A 14,864-nucleotide genomic window follows, 5' to 3' on the forward strand; every position below is an offset into this window, starting at 1 on the left:
AGGAGGCCGAATCCATGAATCAGCGTCTGCGTTTGCCTCTATCTGGGGCGCAAGCGGGTATTTGGTTTGCTCAACAGCTGGATCCAACCAATCCCATCTATAATACAGGAGAATACATCGAAATTCACGGGCCGGTTGATCCGGCTCGCTTTGAACAAGCATTGCGTCACGTGTTGGTTAAAGCAGAATCATTGCACGCTCAATTTGGTGAAGATGAAAATGGGCCATGGCAGATCATCGATCCTTCGTCGGATTTCCCATTTTATTTCATTGATATGAGTACAGCCACAAATCCGGAGTCTGAAGCGTTGCTTTGGATGAAAAAAGATCTATTGAAACCGGTCGATTTAACATGCGATCCGCTTTTTACGGAAGCGTTATTTAAGATTTCTGATCAGCGCTTTTTCTGGTATCAGCGCATTCATCATATTGCCATCGATGGCTTTGGCTTTTCGCTGATTGCCCAAAAAGTAGCGGAGACTTATACGGCGCTCATGAATGAGCGCGTGATAGATGATGACGTCTTTGCTTCATTTCGCGAAGTGATTGAAGAAGAGGAGGTTTATCATGCTTCTGAGCAATATGGACGTGACCGTCAATTTTGGCTAGAGCGTTTTCGAGATCAGCCTGAAGCCGTAAGCCTTTCTGATCGAGCGGCGCGCGCTTCGCATACGTTTATTCGAAAAACCGTTCATTTATCTGTTGCTCAAACGGAACGGTTGAAACAGTCGGCTCAATATTGGAAAGCAGGATGGCATGAGCTTTTCCTTGCAGCAACTGCTCTTTATCTTCATCGGTTGACAGGCGCTACAGATGTGATTCTTGGCTTGCCGATGATGAATCGCTTAGGCTCCGTGGCATTGTATGTACCGGCTATGGTGATGAATCTTGTGCCGCTTCGTCTGCATCTGCATGCAGATATGAAAATGTCACAGCTATTAACCGTTGTTCGTCAAGAAATCAAAGAAATCAAGAAACATCATAAATATCGCCATGAGCAGCTGCGCCGCGATCTGAAACTATTAGGAGAAAATCAACGACTCTTTGGTGTGCAAGTCAATATTATGCCGTTTGACTATGGATTGCGATTTGACGGATATCAAGGGACTACACATAACCTTGCAGCCGGGCCTGTGGATGATTTGGCGATTAATGTCTACGATCGAACAGATGGAAATGGCCTAAGAATTGATTTTGATGCGAATCCGGAAATGTATCAAACTGATGACCTTGCCATTCATCAATCTAGGTTTTTACAGCTTTTGGAGACGCTCACATCGCTGCAAGAGGACGTGACCATTGGAAGTGTAGATGTGCTGCTTGAGCAAGAACGCCGCCAAGTAATTGAAATATGGAACGAGACGGCACAGCGTCATTCAGAAGAAAGCTTTTTACAGCTGTTTGAAAAACAAGCACAGCAGTATCCGGAAGCGATTGCGATCATTTGCGAAAGTCAGATGCTTTGTTATAAAGAGCTGAATGAACAAGCCAATCGTTTGGCCCGTTTACTTGTAGAAAAGGGAGCAGGCCCCGAACAGTATATAGCATTGGCTTTGCCACGTTCCATTGATATGGTGATCGCGATGCTAGCGGTGCTAAAAGCGGGTGCAGCTTATCTGCCGATTGATCCTGAATATCCAAAAGAGCGTTTAGCTTTTATGCTTGATGATGCTGAACCGCTTTGCATCATTACAAATTCAGCGACAAACCAGAAGTTATCGGCGATTTCTTCGTTGTCCATGATTGTGCTTGATCATCCAGAAACCGAAGAGGCAATCAAACGCTATCCTAGCACGAATGTTGGAAGTGAGCGCTCTGCTCTTCATCCGGCTTATGTGATTTATACGTCAGGCTCAACAGGAAAGCCAAAAGGAGTGGTTGTGCCATTCCAAAATCTAAATAACTTTTTATTTGCCATGCAAGACAAATTTAGGCTCAATGAGCGTGACCGCTGGCTGGCAGTGACAACGATTGCCTTTGATATTGCTGCTTTGGAAATCTTTCTCCCATTAATGAGCGGAGCAAGATTAATTGTAGCGAAAAAAGAAGCCGTTCAAGATCCGCAAACACTCGCTGCGCTGCTTTCTAAGGAAGAGATTACAATCATGCAGGCGACACCGACACTTTGGCATATGCTTGTGACGTATCATCCTGACAGCATCGCCAGGTTGAGGGTGCTTGTTGGGGGAGAGGCATTGCTAAGCAGCCTTGCATCAGCTTTGGATCAGCTCGGATGCGAGATCACGAATTTATACGGACCAACAGAGACAACGATATGGTCCACGATGGCGACTTTGCAGCAGGATGACATTCATGCTCCTGTGATCGGTAAACCTATTTGGAATACACAAGTGTATGTTTTGGATCGCCATCTGCAGCCTGTTCCTCCTGGAGTAGTTGGTGAATTATATATTGCTGGTGAGGGGGTAGCGAGAGGATATTTGAAACGGCCGGATTTGACTGCCGAACGTTTTGTCGCTAATCCATACGGTCCACCAGGCAGTCGAATGTACCGGACAGGGGATCTTGTGCGCTGGCGCAAGGATGGCTCTTTAGATTATATCGGGCGTGTTGATTATCAAGTGAAGCTGCGTGGCTTCCGCATTGAGATCGGTGAAATTGAAGCCGTATTAACCAAATACGATGAGGTAGAACGGGCGATAGTCGTGGCTCGTGAAGATCATCCAGGCGATCCAAGATTGGTGGCTTATCTCATTCCTTGCGACCCAAAAGGATCGCTTGATCTGGCTGAACTGCGGCATTATGTCAGTGAAAAGCTGCCAGACTATATGGTCCCATCGTCCTTTATGATTTTAGAAGAATTTCCACTTACTCCAAACGGAAAAATTGATCGCAAGGCGCTGCCGGTTCCCGATTGGACGATGACAATGAAGGGACGCAAGCCTCGAACACCGCAAGAAGAAATTTTATGTGAGCTTTTTGCTGAAGTGCTTGATTTGTCAGCAGTGGGTATTGACGATAACTTCTTTGAACTGGGAGGCCATTCGTTGCTCGCTGCGCGTTTAATCAGCCGCATCCGCGATGTGTTGGGCGTGGAGTTGGCCATCGGCAAGCTGTTTGAATCACCGACAGTGGCGAGCCTTGTTCATCATCTAAAAGAAGCAGCATACGGGAAACCACCAGTGAAAGCATATGCTCATAAAGACAAAATTCCTCTATCATTTGCTCAGCGACGTTTATGGTTTTTACATCATTTAGAAGGTCCAAGCCCTACGTATAATATACCGGTCGTTGTGCATTTAACAGGTGAGCTTCAGATTGCTGCTTTGCAACAAGCTTTATATGATGTGGTGGAACGGCATGAAACGTTACGTACGATTTTTCCAGATCGTTCGGGTACTTCAAGGCAAATCGTTTTGGAACCGCATCATGCACGTCCAGAGCTGATCGTTCAAGAAGTTAGCGAAAATGAGTTATCTCGTGTGCTAGATGAAGCAGTGCGTTATAGCTTTGATTTAGCAAAAGAACCACCAATTCGAGCACAGCTATTTGTAATTGGAGAGTATCGATATGTGCTGTTGCTTTTAATGCACCATATTGCAGCAGACGGATGGTCGTTAACTCCTCTGACTCGTGACTTAGCTAGTGCTTATCACGCACATTGCCAGCAGCAAAAAGTAGATTGGCCACCTTTGCCGGTCACGTATGCTGACTATGCTCTTTGGCAGCAAGAATTTTTAGGAAACGAAAACCGTCCGGATCATCTCGTTGCGAAACAGTTGGATTACTGGAAGCAGACGCTTGCCGATTTACCTGAAGAACTGGAGTGGTCGACTGACTATCCGCGTCCTGCGGAGTCCAGTTATGAAGGCGGCGTTGTCGAATTCGAGCTCGATGCGGAGCTCCATCAACGGCTATTAGCTTTGGCACGTGAGAATAAAACAAGCTTATTTATGGTGCTTCAAGCGGGATTTGCTACTCTTCTCACCCGGTTGGGAGCGGGAACAGATATTCCAATTGGCAGTCCAATTGCAGGAAGAAATGACGATGCCTTGGAAGACCTTGTGGGAATGTTTGTTAATACGCTTGTGCTGCGTATGGATACATCGGGAAATCCGAGTTTTCGAGAACTGCTTGCTAGAGTGAAGCAAGTGAATCTATCCGCTTATGAAAATCAAGACGTGCCGTTTGAACGATTAGTAGAGATTTTAAATCCAGTTCGTTCTCGGGCCAAGCACCCACTATTTCAAGTCATGTTTGTATTTCACAATACACCGGAGCCAAAGCTGGAGTTGCAAGGGGTGGAAAGTCGATTAGAAGTTCGCAGTGTCGGCTCTGCCAAATTTGATTTGACGCTCGAGCTTCGCGAAAACCGGATGGAAGATGGCTCGCCGGCTGGATTAATAGGTTTATTTGAGTATAGCCGAGATTTATTCCAGCAGGAGACCGTTGAACGATTTGCCAAGCGGTTACGTCAGCTCCTTAAAGAAGTAGTGGAGAATCCTGAATTGCCGATTGGGCAAATTCATATGCTGCTGCCAGAAGAACATCAACTCCTTCTGAATCAATCAGAGCATCGTCAACCGCATATGTCTATGGAAACACTGCCAGCTTTATTTGAAAAACAAGTCGAACGAGTTCCAGATGCGACGGCTGTTGTTTTTGAAGATCAAAAACTTAGCTATACTGAGCTAAATAAAAAAGCAAATCGGTTGGCTCATTTTCTCATCAGTAAAGGAGTAGGTCCAGAAAGAGTAGTTGCTCTTGCGTTGCCGCGTTCATTGGAAATGGTGGTCAGCATTTTATCGGTATTGAAGGCAGGAGGCACTTACTTGCCTTTAGATCCGAATTATCCTGAAGAGCGCATTGCCTATATGATGGAAGATGCACAGCCGATGTATGTGATTACCAATCAGCAAATGGCAGTGAAGCTTCCGCATACGCCGAATGTGGAGCATATCGTAGTCGATGCGGAGCCTGTTATGAGACAAATTAGCCACTATCCAGAAACGAATCCGAATGATACGGATCGAATCGAAGCTTTGTCGCCATATCATATGGCTTATATCATCTATACCTCTGGTTCAACAGGAAAACCAAAAGGCGTAATGATTCCACATCAAAATGTAGTCCGGCTGTTCCATTCGACCGAGCATTGGTTCCAATTTTCGGAAAAGGATGTTTGGACATTATTCCATTCTTATGCGTTTGACTTCTCTGTTTGGGAGATTTGGGGACCGTTCTTATATGGCGGACGTCTTGTAGTTGTTCCACACCATGTAAGCCGTTCACCGAAGGAGTTTCTTCAATTGTTGGTCGAGCAAAACGTCACAGTTCTTAATCAAACGCCATCCGCTTTTTATCAGCTGATGCAGGCTGATCGGGAAAACAGCGAATTATCGAAGCAGCTTTCCTTGCGCTTTGTGATTTTTGGTGGAGAAGCATTGGAGTTGAGCCGTTTAGAAGATTGGTATGAGCGGCATCCTGAGGATCAGCCGAAACTGATTAATATGTACGGGATTACGGAGACGACGGTGCATGTCAGCTATATTGAATTGGATCGCACGGTTCTTTCTCTGAAAGGGAATAGCTTAATCGGTGGCAATATTCCTGATTTAGAGGTGTATTTATTAGATGATCATCTGCAGCCGGTTCCGCCTGGAGTGATTGGCGAGATGTATGTGGCTGGAGCTGGACTAGCAAGAGGATACTTAGGACGTCCTGATTTAACCGCTGAACGCTTTATTGCTAATCCATTTGGACCGCCGGGTTCAAGAATGTATCGGACGGGCGATTTAGCAAAATGGCGCATAGATGGGACGTTGGATTATATTGGCCGAATCGATCATCAAGTCAAAATTAGAGGCTATCGAATTGAGTTGGGAGAGATTGAGGCCGTTTTAGCAAAACATCCTCAAATTGCCCAAGTCGCCGTCATTGTTCGGGAAGATCAGTCGGGGGATAAACGGCTTGTGGCCTACATTGTGCCGGCAAAGGATGCCGAGTTTAAATCGTCCGAGTTGCGGAAATATGTTGCGGCTAGCCTGCCTGATTATATGATTCCATCCGCTTTTGTCATGATCGAAGCTTTGCCGTTAACTCCAAATGGTAAATTGGATCGCAAAGCGTTACCAATGCCTGATTTATCGATCGAAGTAAGTGGGCGCGGGCCACGAACACCTCAAGAGGAGATGTTATGTGATCTCTTTACGGAGATACTCCGCTTACCGCGTGTCGGCATTGACGATGGATTCTTTGAACTTGGGGGCCATTCACTTTTGGCCGTTCAGTTAATGAGTCGTATTCGTGAGACGTTTGGAGTTGAGTTGAGCATTGGTGATTTATTTGAAGCTCCTACCGTTGCGGGCCTTGCTGAGAAGTTAGAAATGGGAAGCAGTCATCATGCTTTAGATATATTGTTGCCATTGCGAGCTTCCGGTACAAAGCCTCCACTATTTTGCGTACACCCAGCGGGAGGTCTTAGCTGGTGCTATGCAGGATTGATGACATCGATCGGAACGGAATATCCAATATACGGATTACAGGCTCGAGGGATTGCGAAAGCTGAGCGATTGCCAGAGACATTAGATGAGATGGCTGCGGATTATATTGAGCAAATAAAGACAGTCCAGCCGAAAGGACCATATTACTTATTAGGATGGTCGCTAGGTGGAAATGTCGTACATGCAATGGCGACACAGCTGCAGCAGCAAGGAGACGAGATTGCCCTTCTAGTGATGTTAGACGCATACCCTAGCCACTTTTTACCGATTGCTAAGGCCCCGGATGAGCAAGAGGCTTTGATTGCATTGCTCGCTTTAGGGGGATATGATCCGGATAACATGGATGGGAAGCCGTTGAATTTGGAAAATACGATTGAGATGCTTCGGAGTGACGGTAGTGCGCTAGCTAGCTTAGAAGAGTCAACCATCTTCAATCTTAAAAATACGTATGTCAATTCTGTCCGGATTTTAAGTGAATATATGCCGCGGCGCTATAAGGGAGATCTCCTATTCTTTCGTTCAACCGTTATTCCAGAATGGTTTGACCCAATTGAGCCGGAGGCATGGCTGCCATATATCGATGGTCGAATCATTCAATATGATATCGAATGCCGTCATAAGGATATGTGCCAGCCTGGTCCATTGGCTGAAATTGGCCGCATTCTTGCTGATCAATTAAGAAAGAAAGTGATTTCAGTCCGATGAATGAAGGGAGAGGTAGAACATGACCAACCCTTTTGAAAATCAAGATGGGACCTATGTTGTCTTAATCAATGAGGAAGGCCAGTACTCGCTCTGGCCGTCCTCCATTGCAGTTCCGTCCGGTTGGAAAGTTGTGTTTTCCGAAAATACACGTTCTGCTTGCCAAGATTATATTCGCACACACTGGACGGATATGAGGCCTAACAGCTTGCGAGAAATCAAAAAATAGAGCGTAGAACGTGGATCAAGTGAAGTATAGAAGAGAGACTTCTTTGGACCCTTTCACTATATGCTTAATAAAAATTGAACAATTTTCACTTCGCAATGAGCTGTACCAAATCGGAGTTGAGCAGGAAATGATCCAACCGTTAGAACACCTGCTTAACTCTTCTTTTATTTGCTTTACGATCAAGCAAAACGGAAATGAGAGAGGGGAATGCTTGCTGTGATGGAATGGGAAATGGCGGATTCTGTTCCTCATTTGACGAAGCATGCATGCCAGGTTTGGCTCGCTGACATCCGTGATCTACAACCGTGGCATATTCAATTGCTGAACCCGGAGGAAAAGGAAAGAGTACAATCATTTCGGAAAGAACAAGATCGAGCTCATTTTATCATCGGGTGTGTATTAAGTCGCTTTGTATTAGCAGCACAGCTCAATATGGCTCCACATGAAGTGCCGATTGATCGCACTTGCCCGGCTTGTCGCAAGGCTCATGGCCGTCCGCAGTTGCCTGACCGTTCATTCCAATGGTCGATTTCTCATTCCGGCGAGAGAGTTCTTGTGGCTTTTACAGCCGGCACCCCCGTTGGTGTCGACGTTGAGTGGCTCGATGACTCTTACGCTTTAGATATCAGGCAAATGGCGAATGAAGTACTGGCAGAGGAAGAAAAATATCATTTGTTTCAAGCATCACCTCAGGAGCAAAGGAGAGTTTTTTATACATATTGGACAAGGAAAGAAGCGATATTGAAAGCAACGGGTAAAGGGTTGCAAATTTCCCCATTGCATGTGATCGTATCTGCGCCTCATCAAACTCCACGGTTACTTTATTTGAAAGGCGATCCTGGTTGTCTCAACCGTGCAGCGATGTATCCATTAGAGATGGATAATGGTTATGTGGCCTCATTAGCTTTGTTGGGTGAAGCAGGAAAACAAATAGAGCGATATGATGCTCGAATGTTGCTGAGGAAAGGATTTGGCTGGAAAGATGATTATAGAAAGATGGAACAATGAATGATTGGGCAGGGATGGATATGGTTGTTCTCAACCGGAGACCAGCCTTGTTTTTTGGCTGTGTGCCTGCGGACGCCTGTGCTTCGGTTGTTATCGATAATCAACGAATGGAACTTGAATGGGAGGATATTGTGAAACAAGGAATGGTTTGATATACTGTTATAATAATGATAATCATTATCAAAAAACAAAATAACAATGAATAGTCAAAGATCGAATTAACTCGTTCTTTTCATGTATAGATAAAGAAGCAAGAAGGAGGGAGAGCATGGCTCAATCTGAAATGATCAGGCAAGAGACCACGGAGTTTGCTTGGGATCGGTCGTTTTTTAGAATGCGGGAGATGCAGTTCATCAAAGAAGAAAACGGCTGGCAGATCGAACCGCAGCTTACAACTTCTCATGTACTGATGATCGTTAAAGATGGACAAGGACATTTTATGTTAAATAGTCACAGGTATCGGCTGCGGCCGAATACCGCTTATATATGCTCGCCTGATGATACATATGGAATTGAAATAGAAGCAAGAAGTAAAATGTTCTTGTTTAAGTTTGACGTGTTTCAAAGGAAAGGTTCAAGATATGAATGCCTCTCTCATCACGGGGAATGTCTTTTCCCGTTACAGGGGGAAATCCCTGTGTTTCCTGCGGATCGGCTGATCTTATTATGTGACGAAATTTATGATCATTGGCGAAGCGAGGACGAGCTCGAACGGTTTCGCTGTCAGCTTGCTTTCCAACAGTTGCTTTATTATATCATGAAGCATCGTTCCCCTTTGCCTAAAGAATCGCGAACATCGCTAGAGGCTGCTAAGAACTATATGGAACGCTATTTTTATGAGAATTTGACGATTGAGCAATTAGCAAGGATATCCAATGTTAGTCCTAAATATTTTGTTGATTTGTTCAAAAAAACGTATGGAATGAGCGCAATGGATTATTTAACAGAGCTTCGACTGAATAAGGCGAAGCGTCTGATGGCTCAATCCGACGCGAAACTGCGTGATATCGCCCATCAGGTTGGCTATCATGATGAATTTTACTTTAGCCGTAAATTTAAAAAGAAGGTAGGAGTTACACCGACCGCTTATATGAAAAGCCGCCGGAGGAAAATTGCTGCCTATACCTCTCCGATTACTGGCCAATTGCTTGCCTTAAAGATTATTCCTTATGCGGCGCCGCTTCATCCGAAATGGACCGCTTATTACTATAAAATGTATCGTGACGATATTTCTGTCCCTCTTAGTGCTTATCGCAAAAATCAGCATTGGGAATCAAAAATCGAGACACTGTCTCATGAGCAGCTGGATGTGATTATTAGCACAGACGATCTCAAAACGATGGAGAAGGAGAGACTTGAACAGATTGCTCCTATGTTTTATGTTCCATGGATTGAGAAAAATTGGCGGGAACAGCTGATGCTGACGGCTGAATTTTTGGGGGAAGAGAAGGAAGCAGAAAGTTGGCTTCAAATGTATGAACGAAAAGTGAAGTTTGCTAGACAACAGCTAAAGCAGGAAGTCGGAGAGGACACATTTTTAGTCGTGCGCATCTCGAATCAGCATTTATATGCTCATTGCAATCGTAGCATATCAGAGGTGTTTTATCAGGATTTGCAAATGAATGCTGCGTATCCTAAGCGCGGTACTTACAATGAACCGATTACGCTTGATCAGCTTGCTCAAATCGATATGGATCGTTTGTTGCTATTAATTAGGCAGGAAGAAGAAACGTTAGCTTTTTGGAATCAATTGCAATACTCCCTTCCATGGCAAGAGCTGAAAGCGGTTCGCCATCAGCAAGTCTATGTGCTTTCTTCCGATCCGTGGATGGAGTACTCGGCATATGCCCATGATCGAATGATTGATGAATCGTTAAAGCTTTTTTCTGGAATTTGTCCAAAATGAATTTCGGATACTGTCCATGTTCAGAGTGGGAGATCCAAATTATAATCATAAATGATAATCATTATCAAAAGGAGGATAAGGGGAGGACTTAAGAGAGACATGAAGAGAAACTATCTTTATCTAGGCCTCATCGCTCTACTGATTTTTGTATTAAGCGCTTGTAGTGCGAAAGAATCATCAGCTCCTGAAAAATCAGGAGGGGGCTCGAATACAAAACAAGAAACACAAGCGAATTCGAATGAAAAACATACGATTCAGTATCTTGGAAAGGATTATACAGTTCCGGTCAAAACGGATAAAATCGTTATCACGGGAAGCATGGAAACGATGGAAGATGCGCTTGTGTTAGGAGTAAAGCCGCTTGGAGGCATTACGGTTGGTGGCAAATTCCCAGAAATGTTTAAGGACATTACAGGCTCTACTGTCTCTATCGGTGAAAAAGCGCAGCCTAATATTGAGGAAATTTTAAAATTAAAACCAGACGTTATTTTCTCAACGACAAAATTCCCGCCAGATGTTGCGCAAAAACTGGAGAAAATAGCAACGACGATTCCGATTTCTCACATCTCAACAGATTGGGAAGCCAATTTGCGTGTGTTGGCAGAAGTGACTGGAACACAAGATAAAGCTGAAGAAGTATTAAACCAATATAAAAAAGACTTAGAAGAAGCGAACGCGAAGCTGGGAGACAAGCTAAAAGATAAGAAAGTCGTGGCTGTTCGCATTCGAAGCGGTAATATTATGATCTATCCGCCAAATGTATTTTTCAACCCTTCGCTATATACGGATTTAGGATTCACAGTACCTCAAGAAATTCAAAATGCGAAAGCTCAGGAAGTCATTTCTTTAGAAAAATTTAGCGAAATGAATCCGGACTATATCTTTGTGCAATTCTCAGAAGATGAAAATAAAAACAATCCTAAAGCACTTGAAGAGCTACAAAACAATCCAATTTGGAAAAGCATCAATGCTGTAAAAAATGATAAAGTGTTCGTCAACGTTGTCGACCCGCTTGCACAAGGCGGCACAGCGTGGAGCAAAATCAATTTCTTAAAAGCAGTTGTGGAGAAACTCGGCAACGAATAATACAAGGCAGGGTAGCGTCAATATGCAATTAAGGATTTCTCCGTCAGCCCTGATTTTATGGCTTTCACCGGTTGCGATGGTGTTGATCATCATCGCATCTATTTTATATGGGGTCAAAAATATAGATGAGGTGACAGTTTGGAAAGCGATATTTGATTTTGACCCGAATGATGTGAATCATCAAATTGTCAGGCATTCGAGACTGCCAAGAGTGATCGGTGCTCTTTTGATTGGTGCATTCCTTGCGATTTCAGGAGCGATTATGCAAGGGATGACAAGGAACTATTTAGCGTCTCCCTCCATTATGGGGGTTTCAGATGGTTCGGTTTTTACGATTACACTTTGTATGATTATTCAGCCGGGCGCCTCTTCGCTTGAGATGATCATGTACTCATTGGTTGGTTCAGCGGTTGCGGTAGGCTTTGTGTTCTGGATGGCCTCCATCCTGCCCAATGGAATGTCGCCTGTTCGAATGGCGATTATTGGAATGATTATTGGAACATTTTTGAGCAGCATATCAGCCGCTCTCTCTTCTTATTTTCAAGTTTCGCAGAATGTAAGTTTTTGGTACAATGCTCGGTTGCATCAAATGGACCCTAATTTCATTAAATTGGCAGTGCCTTTTGCCATTGTTGGTCTTACTATTGCCCTTATGGTTTCTAAATCGATTACGATTTTGTCGTTAGGAGAGGAAATATCGGTCAGCTTAGGTCAGAAAACGATGGTGATCAAGGCCTTGGCGATCGCCAGCGTGGTTATCTTAACAGGCATTTCTGTTGCCTTGGCTGGAAATATCGGCTTCGTTGGTTTAATTATTCCTCATATGACGAGGTTTTTAGTAGGGGTTGATTATCGCCGAATCATTCCTTGTGCCGGTGTTCTTGGAGCGATCTTTTTGGCGCTTTCCGATATTTTAAGCCGATTTTTGAATTATCCGTTTGAAACACCGATCGGGGTCGTTACAGCTTTGATTGGTGTGCCTTTCTTCCTCTATTTAATTTATACGAGAGGGGGAGGAAAGGGTGCTTAGTCATCCAGCTAAGCGCTATTGGTTAGTACTATTTAGCAATATTGTCATGATATTAGTGGCGATTTATATTAGTCTAACAAATGGAGTATTTGATCTAAGTGTTCAAGATGTCTTAAAAACGCTGCTGCGAATGGATCCGGTTCCGGAACATGATTTGGTGATTTTGGATTTCCGACTGCCGCGTATTGTCATTGCCGCGTTGGTTGGTTTTGGATTAGGAGTAGCTGGGGCGACTATCCAAGGAATTAGCCGAAACGGTTTGGCTGATCCAGGAATTTTGGGCATTAATGCTGGGGCTGGAGCCATGATCGTCATTTTTATGCTTTTCTTTGGAGGTCGCAGGACAGCGGAAAGTGATTGGCTATCGATTTTAGCGATGCCACTGTTTGGATGGGCTGGTGGATTGGGTGCTGCTTTGCTGATTTATCTGTTTGCGCGACAAAACGGTCGTTTGGATACGCAGCGGCTCATTCTTGTAGGAATTGCCGCGGGGGCTGGTTTTGGGGCGGTATCTTTATATTTATCGTTAAAGATGAATCCACAGGATTTTGAAATGGCGACAGTATGGCTTGCGGGAAGCATTTGGAACGCCAATTGGCAATATGTTGTTGCCATGTTGCCATGGATGATTTTGCTTGTTCCCATTATTATCAGCAAAGCTTATATTCTCGATTTGTTCCAATTAGGGGAAGAGCGTGCAAAAGGGTTAGGGGTTTCTACTGAAAAGGAAAAAAATCTATTGCTATTGGCGAGTATTGGGATTGTCAGTGCGTGTGTGTCTGTGTCTGGAAACATCGGTTTTGTTGGTTTGATTGCTCCCCATATTGCCAAGCGTCTCGTCGGGGTTCATCATCAGCGTGTCATTCCCATTAGCGGAACGATTGGCATGTTGTTGGTAGTGGTTTCAGACTTTATTGCTAAAACAGTTTTTGCGCCTGTCGAACTGTCTGTTGGAATTGTCATTGCCATCATTGGTATTCCTTACTTCGTGTACTTGCTATTTAAAACAAAAGTGTAAGAGACAAGAGACATCTCGAAAACTGAAAAATGGAGGGTGACTTATGGAGCTGAGCCAATTATTGCGGGAGCGTCGTTCTGTTCATCTATTTGAAGATCGTCCTGTATCACCTGAGCTTGTCATGGAGATGCTTGATACAGCTGTTTGGGTTCCTAATCACCGTCTGACTCAGCCCTGGCGGTTCATTTTAACATATGGAGAAGGCCTTAAAAAAATTGCTGATGCCGTGCGGAAAATCAAAGAAAACAAAGAAGAGGATCCATTAAAAAAGCAGGAAATCGGTCAAAAATTTTACGATAAAATCATGTCTGTTCCGATGATTTTAACGGTAGTGATGAGAGAGAACCCTAATGAGGTAGTTAGAGAAGAAGATTATGCATCAACAAGTTGTGTGATCCATAATTTTGGTCTGCTTGCATGGGAAAAAGGGATCGGCATGGTGTGGAAGACACCTGGATGGTTGCATGATCCTATTTTTCGAGAAGCGATGGAGATTCAGCCCAAAGAGAAAGTGGTTGGCAATCTCCATATCGGCTATCCTGCCCAAATTCCACCTGCTCGGTCGCGTATTCCAGCTTCGCAATTAACGATGATTTTTGACCAAGCATGAGGCCGAGGTTTGTCATATGTTAAAGGAAGGCCATATTCGGGGAACATTGGCGACGGAGAGTTGGAGGGGGAGAAAGCTGTTGATTTATCTTCCTCCCTCTTATGTCAAAGGCGCTAGTCGATATCCAGTTGTCTATGTTCAGGATGGAGGATATTTGTTTGATCCCTCTCAAAGCGATGCTCTAGTTCAGATTGAGCTTATGTTTGCTCGCGGGGAGCTTCCCGAGCTTTTATTTGTGGGGATTGAGACAAAGAACCGATTGGATGAATATACACCGTGGCATGCGAAGGCGCTATCTGAACGGTTTGCCGATTTTGGCGGAAAGGGCTCACATTATCTTGCCTTTCTCGTCGAAGAACTGAAACCATATATCGATGCTTCCTACCAACCAGATGGACATCAGCAGCAAACGGGATTGATAGGGGCTTCGCTTGGAGGCCTTATCTCAATGTATGCGGCTTATTTATATCCGCATGTATTTGGCAAAATTGGCTGTCTTTCAGGTTCATTTTGGTATGAAGGGTTTCTTCATTTCATGGAGTCGCATATCGTTGCCCCTGAGGTAAAGATTTATATGGATGTAGGAAGCATAGAGGGCATTGAAAAGCAAAATGTGCAACGAGAAATGGTTTCGAGAACAAAAGCAGCCTATGCGATATTAATGAATCAACAGCGAAACAATAAAAGACTCAAATTGGTTATAGAGGAGGGGACTCCTCATGCTCGCCCTTTTTTTATTAGACGATTTCCGAACGCAGTGAAGTGGTTATATTCAGACACATCAAGGAAGTCGTAGAAGGTGACTGATGAT

General features: G+C 44.2%; 9 protein-coding genes. All 9 read left to right on the plus strand.

Annotated elements, in window-relative coordinates:
- The first annotated feature begins 14 nt into the window (after nt 1–14).
- The 9 genes from NSQ22_RS01040 to NSQ22_RS01080 all read left to right on the plus strand — a co-directional run bounded on the left by NSQ22_RS01040 (nt 15) and on the right by NSQ22_RS01080 (nt 14,849).
- Complete coding sequence (locus NSQ22_RS01040; RefSeq protein ID WP_029761582.1) at nt 15–7,169, plus strand: non-ribosomal peptide synthetase; 7,155 nt, start codon at nt 15–17, stop codon at nt 7,167–7,169.
- 19 nt (nt 7,170–7,188) lie between these two features.
- Nucleotides 7,189–7,395: an MbtH family protein gene (locus tag NSQ22_RS01045; RefSeq protein ID WP_029761581.1), complete on the plus strand. Its 207-nt coding sequence runs from the start codon at nt 7,189–7,191 to the stop codon at nt 7,393–7,395.
- Between the two features lie 219 nt (nt 7,396–7,614).
- Nucleotides 7,615–8,403 carry a 4'-phosphopantetheinyl transferase superfamily protein gene (locus tag NSQ22_RS01050; protein ID WP_223812946.1) on the plus strand — a complete coding sequence of 263 codons (789 nt, stop codon included), beginning with the start codon at nt 7,615–7,617 and terminating at the stop codon, nt 8,401–8,403.
- Nucleotides 8,404–8,671: 268 nt separating this feature from the next.
- The gene (locus NSQ22_RS01055; RefSeq protein ID WP_029761579.1) at nt 8,672–10,309 is read left to right on the plus strand and encodes an AraC family transcriptional regulator; all 1,638 of its coding nucleotides are present in this window, start codon (nt 8,672–8,674) and stop codon (nt 10,307–10,309) included.
- Between the two features lie 99 nt (nt 10,310–10,408).
- Complete coding sequence (locus tag NSQ22_RS01060; protein WP_029761578.1) at nt 10,409–11,395, plus strand: ABC transporter substrate-binding protein; 987 nt, start codon at nt 10,409–10,411, stop codon at nt 11,393–11,395.
- Nucleotides 11,396–11,417: 22 nt separating this feature from the next.
- The gene (locus NSQ22_RS01065) at nt 11,418–12,425 is read left to right on the plus strand and encodes an iron ABC transporter permease (protein ID WP_029761577.1); all 1,008 of its coding nucleotides are present in this window, start codon (nt 11,418–11,420) and stop codon (nt 12,423–12,425) included.
- Nucleotides 12,418–13,443, plus strand: a complete 1,026-nt coding sequence (locus tag NSQ22_RS01070) for an iron ABC transporter permease (RefSeq protein ID WP_029761576.1) — start codon at nt 12,418–12,420, stop codon at nt 13,441–13,443. Before NSQ22_RS01065 ends, NSQ22_RS01070 begins: the two co-directional genes overlap by 8 nt.
- A gap of 43 nt (nt 13,444–13,486) precedes the next feature.
- Nucleotides 13,487–14,053: a nitroreductase gene (locus tag NSQ22_RS01075; protein WP_029761574.1), complete on the plus strand. Its 567-nt coding sequence runs from the start codon at nt 13,487–13,489 to the stop codon at nt 14,051–14,053.
- Nucleotides 14,054–14,132: 79 nt separating this feature from the next.
- Nucleotides 14,133–14,849, plus strand: a complete 717-nt coding sequence (locus tag NSQ22_RS01080; RefSeq protein WP_230459252.1) for an alpha/beta hydrolase-fold protein — start codon at nt 14,133–14,135, stop codon at nt 14,847–14,849.
- The last annotated feature ends 15 nt before the right edge of the window (nt 14,850–14,864 follow it).

It is taken from the genome of Geobacillus sp. FSL K6-3411, assembly GCF_037965715.1.
In the GTDB taxonomy this organism is placed as follows: domain Bacteria; phylum Bacillota; class Bacilli; order Bacillales; family Anoxybacillaceae; genus Geobacillus; species Geobacillus thermodenitrificans.

Bases quoted from the DNA above. Each gene is read 5' to 3' on its own strand.
- NSQ22_RS01045 (WP_029761581.1), top strand. From the start codon at position 7,189: ATGACCAACCCTTTTGAAAATCAAGATGGGACCTATGTTGTCTTAATC.
- NSQ22_RS01060 (WP_029761578.1), top strand. From the start codon at position 10,409: ATGAAGAGAAACTATCTTTATCTAGGCCTCATCGCTCTACTGATTTTT.
- NSQ22_RS01065 (WP_029761577.1), top strand. From the start codon at position 11,418: ATGCAATTAAGGATTTCTCCGTCAGCCCTGATTTTATGGCTTTCACCG.
- NSQ22_RS01075 (WP_029761574.1), top strand. From the start codon at position 13,487: ATGGAGCTGAGCCAATTATTGCGGGAGCGTCGTTCTGTTCATCTATTT.
- NSQ22_RS01040 (WP_029761582.1), top strand. From the start codon at position 15: ATGAATCAGCGTCTGCGTTTGCCTCTATCTGGGGCGCAAGCGGGTATT.
- NSQ22_RS01050 (WP_223812946.1), top strand. From the start codon at position 7,615: ATGGAATGGGAAATGGCGGATTCTGTTCCTCATTTGACGAAGCATGCA.
- NSQ22_RS01055 (WP_029761579.1), top strand. From the start codon at position 8,672: ATGGCTCAATCTGAAATGATCAGGCAAGAGACCACGGAGTTTGCTTGG.